We start from the raw sequence: 4,167 nt of genomic DNA on the forward strand, positions 1-4,167 counted from the left end.
TCATGCCGAGGGACACGGGCGTGCCCCTCGAGATAAGGATGCACGGGAGGAAGGGGTCCGAGCGGCTCCTGCGGCGGCGCGAGGAGATGCTCGCCCGCGGCATGCCCGCGGCGAAGGCCAACGCGGCCACCGCGGCCGAGCTCGTGAGGTGGCTCTGGGCCCTCGGCATGATGTGCCGGGAGGGCGCGGAATAGACATAGCCCCCGTCCCGGCGAGCCGGGCGGCCTTCGGGGACACCCCCTATTTCGCTGTGCGCGCGGAGCCCTCCGCATGCGCCTCGACAGACTTGGGGAACCCCGCCGAAGGAATGGAGTGCGGGCCGGCAGAACGGTATCCGCGGATATGAGACTGAGCCGAAGGCGTCGACGACATGCCGGGGGCGGACCGGGACGGGTTAACGGCAGGCCCCGCCGACCGATTGCAAGCGGTCGGCGGGGCCATTGTGGCTCTTGACAGCGGATTGGGTCATATGAGCGAAAACCCGCCAGATCGAGCAAGGTGCCTTCAAGCAAAATGGCGCCGCAGGTTGAGCATAAGTCAGCGAGCGGGCCGCATTTGAGACAAGGTGACGTGAAACGAAAGGGCGCTGACCTTCCGGTCGCGCCCTTGAAGTTGAACGTCAGATTGTCCAAATGCGGCCCGCGCAGCGTCGGCTGGTCCGCCGTTCGTTAGAACGGCGGAACCTGAGACGTAACCCCTAAGGCCGCTGGCCCATGCCACCCTCGAGGGTGACGGTCTCGCCGTTCATATACTTAAAGTCGGGGCCGCAGAGCTGAACGACCACGCGGCCGATCTCCTTCTCGACGTCGCCGTAGTGGCCTGCCGGCGGCATGTGGACGTTGGCCTTAAACGCCTCGGGATAGGCATCCTGGAAGTTCTCGAGCGCAGCAGTCCAGGCAAGCGGGCACACGATGTTGACGTTGATGCCGTCGGGGCCCCACTCGTTGGCGGCGACGCGAGTCAGACCGCGGATGCCCTCCTTGGCGGCTGCATAGCTGCACTGGCCGTAGTTGCCAAACAGACCGGCGCCCGAAGCAAAGTTGACCACGGAACCCTTGGTCTCCTTCAGGTGCGGATAGGCCTTCTGCATATACAGATAGGTGGCATACAGGCCAGAGTAGATGGCCAGGTTAAACTGGTCCATAGTGTGGTCGGCGATAGTCACACCCGAGGCGCTGGCCTGGGCGTTGTTGACGACGGCGTCGATGCGGCCGAACTCCTCAATCGCCTTGTCGATAACGTTCTGGACGACGGCCTCGTTGTCCTGACCAGCCGAGACATCGGCCTGAACAGGCAGAACCTTGACGCCGTACTCGGCCTCGAGGGATTCCTTGGCAGCCTCGAGCTTGGCGACGTTGCGGCCGGTGATGACGAGGTTTGCGCCCTCCTTGGCAAAAGCGATATCGATGCCGTAGCCGATGGAGCCAGCGGAGCCGTCCTTAAGCGTGGCCTTGCCGCCGCCGGTGACGATCACGGTCTTACCAGTGAAAAGTCCCATACAAAGTCCTTTCAAATCGCGACGGGCGAACCCGCCGACTGCGCGCATCCAAATAAACGCGCCAAAAGCTGAAATGCAACTTTAGCGTGTTCAAGCGAAAATAAAAGACCACGGTAGGCGAACGGCACCACGTCGTTCGGCGAAGGGATTGTCAAGTACAAGCTGGATATAGCGACCGAGTTATTGTTATCAGATCGAGCCATCGAACACGTTTTGAAACTTTGCTGCGGCGCGCGGGATGTCGGCGCGAGACTTTATCATAGGGTGACAAACAACGATGAGGAGCACATGCCTATGACAGACGAGCTGGACCCCCAGACTCAACAGCATATTGATGATCCCGCAGACGTCGCCACAGATACTGACGCTGTGACCTGCGATGGTACCGACGTCGACGGCCCCATCTCGGACGAAAGCGCTACGGCGGAAACCCCCGAAACAGAAAACGCCGATGAGCAAAACGACGATGCGCCCGCACAGGACGACGCCCCTGTACAGGACGACGCCCCGCAAGCAGCGGGCCCCATCGAGGTGTCTTCGGAAGAAGAGCTCGATGCCGTCATGGACTCCATGATGGATGCTGTCAAAGCGATGAAAGACGCTGTCGCCGATGCCGATATCGATGCCGAGGAAGAGGAGGCCGCCGAGGCGGCCTCGACCTTTGTGCCCGGCGAGACTCCGGTTGCCGACCAGGGCAGCACCATGCCCTCGTTTCTGCAGCTCGAGCACCCCACGATTGGCGCCGATGCGGTCGATCCGCACGCAGCAGGCTTTTCTGTGGTCGAGGGCGGTACCGGCAATATCGCCGCGCCGCAGGCTGCCGATGCGGACGCTGCCGACACCGCTCGCCCGACCGCCCCGCACTCCCCCGCCGCGAGCCGCGATCTGGGGACCGCTGTCTCGAACACTGCGAACGCCGTGGGCACCTTTATCGCCCAGGGTGCCTCGGCCATGCGCGAGATGAACGCCGCGAAAAAGGCACTTGCCGATGCCCGCGCCCACCTGGCCGAACTTGAGCAGCGCATTGCCGATCAGGCCGAGGAACTCGAGACGCGCCAGGATATCGCAGGCCGCTACGAGCAGATCGTCGCCGACCAGCGTCAGGCGATCGCCACAGCGCAAAAGACCGCTGCGGCAGCCGAAATCGATCGCGATGTCCATGCTTCCAAAGTAGCAGAGCTCAAGGGTCAGCTCGAACAAATGAAGACAGAGGATGACGCGACCGAGCTCCGCCTGAAGGCCGCGCTCGATGCCGTGGAGGCCCGCGAGGCGAGCTCGCGCGAGACCGGCAACCGCCTCGTTCGCCGTCTTGAGGATTCCAAGCGCATCCGCGACAAGGTGCAGGCCGAGCGAGACGCCGGCATTGCCGCCGCACAACAAACCGTCGACGCCACGCGCGCCCAGCTCGAGACACTGCGTCATGAGTATGCCGAGCTGCAACGCAATCCCTCGGCAAATCCCGCCAACTATACGGTGCGCACCAGCGAGCTCTCGATGCAGATCTCCGACACGGCAGATGCCCTGCGTAAAGCCGAAGAAGATGTCCCGCGTATCACCGCCGACCTTGAACACTCGCTTGCCGCAGCCGAGCAGGCCGTCGAACAGGCGCAGGCCCCCATTGCCGAAGCCAAACGCGCGCACCAAGCCGTGACGGCAGAGGCCGATGCCGCGCGCGACGAGCTGCAGACCGCAAAAACCGCCGCTGCAACGCGCCAGCGCGAACTGCGCGAGAAGATCGCCGCCGAGGACAAGGCACGCCGCGACCAAGAGCAGAGCATCGCCAACGCCCAAGCAGATGCCGCACATGCACAGTCGATCATCGAGCAGGCGACCGAGGTACACGACCACCCAGAGATCACTGAGTCGCTTGCAGGATCCTTGGCCCGAGACGAAGCCGAACACGCCGAGACCGAACGAGAAGTCGCCCAGCTCGAGGCCACCGAGGACGCGGTGCGCGAGCGCACCCGCGACTCACGCATCAAATTCACCGGCGCCATCGTCTGCATCATCGCCGCAATCCTGGTGATCATCCTAGTCTGGCTGTTCGCGAGCAAGTAAACCAGCCGCCAAAAAACGCTCACCGCAACTTATTTAGATCGACGCAAGGCAACCTACCCCTGTTGCACCAAACTCTTGACATAAGGAGTGTCCCCAGGTGCCGGCACAGACGATATGAGCAGGACATAAAAACATTGAGAGCCCCTGCTGCATGAAAGACCGCGGATTAGGCCGACAATGGTGAGTGTCTAATCCAACCGTGGCGGCCACGCCGCATTCATGGAAGGGGCTCCCATGCTCGATACTACCACCTTCATCGGCCTCGACGTCCACGCCCGCTCGATAAAGGCCGTCTCCCTCGACGTCATGACCGGGGAGGTACGTGCCGCGACCTTCGGCTACGACGCCGGCGCCGTCGCGGAGTGGGTCCGTTCCGTGGACCCCAGGGCCAGGTGCGTGTACGAGTCCGGGGTCACGGGCTTCGACCTGCAGAAGAGGCTTTCCGGCCTGGGGGTCGACTGCGTGGTCGGCGCCGTCTCGAAGATGATCAAGCCCAGCGCGGACAGGCGCAGGAAGAACGACCGCAACGACGCCGAGTTCCTCGCCCGCATGCTGTCGGTCGGCAACGTGGTCGAGGTGTGGGTCCCCGACGACGAGTGCGAGGCCGCCCG

2 protein-coding genes and 2 pseudogenes are annotated in these 4,167 nt (G+C 63.2%); 3 read left to right on the forward strand and 1 reads right to left on the reverse strand.

Translation table 11 applies throughout. The features are described 5' to 3' along the window. Nucleotides 1–194, forward strand: a pseudogene (locus HMPREF9463_RS11090) (hypothetical protein); the annotation flags it as partial. Nucleotides 195–697: 503 nt separating this feature from the next. Here the strand turns inward: HMPREF9463_RS11090 and HMPREF9463_RS03710 are convergent. After that, nucleotides 698–1,498 (reverse strand): SDR family NAD(P)-dependent oxidoreductase, encoded by an 801-nt coding sequence (locus HMPREF9463_RS03710; protein WP_035137314.1) that lies wholly within the window; start codon nucleotides 1,496–1,498, stop codon nucleotides 698–700. A 294-nt stretch (nucleotides 1,499–1,792) separates the two neighbouring features. Here HMPREF9463_RS03710 and HMPREF9463_RS03715 point away from each other — a divergent pair, with 294 nt between their 5' ends. Both HMPREF9463_RS03715 and HMPREF9463_RS11095 read left to right on the forward strand, forming a co-directional pair. Then, nucleotides 1,793–3,556, forward strand: a complete 1,764-nt coding sequence (locus HMPREF9463_RS03715) for a coiled-coil domain-containing protein (protein ID WP_035137315.1) — start codon at nucleotides 1,793–1,795, stop codon at nucleotides 3,554–3,556. A gap of 234 nt (nucleotides 3,557–3,790) precedes the next feature. Beyond that, a pseudogene (locus HMPREF9463_RS11095) lies at nucleotides 3,791–4,167 on the forward strand (IS110 family transposase); the annotation flags it as partial.

The organism is Collinsella sp. 4_8_47FAA, from assembly GCF_000763055.1.
Classification (GTDB): domain Bacteria; phylum Actinomycetota; class Coriobacteriia; order Coriobacteriales; family Coriobacteriaceae; genus Collinsella.

Excerpts from the sequence above, each read along its gene's own strand:
- HMPREF9463_RS03710 (WP_035137314.1), bottom strand. The coding sequence starts at position 1,498 with ATGGGACTTTTCACTGGTAAGACCGTGATCGTCACCGGCGGCGGCAAG.
- HMPREF9463_RS03715 (WP_035137315.1), top strand. The coding sequence starts at position 1,793 with ATGACAGACGAGCTGGACCCCCAGACTCAACAGCATATTGATGATCCC.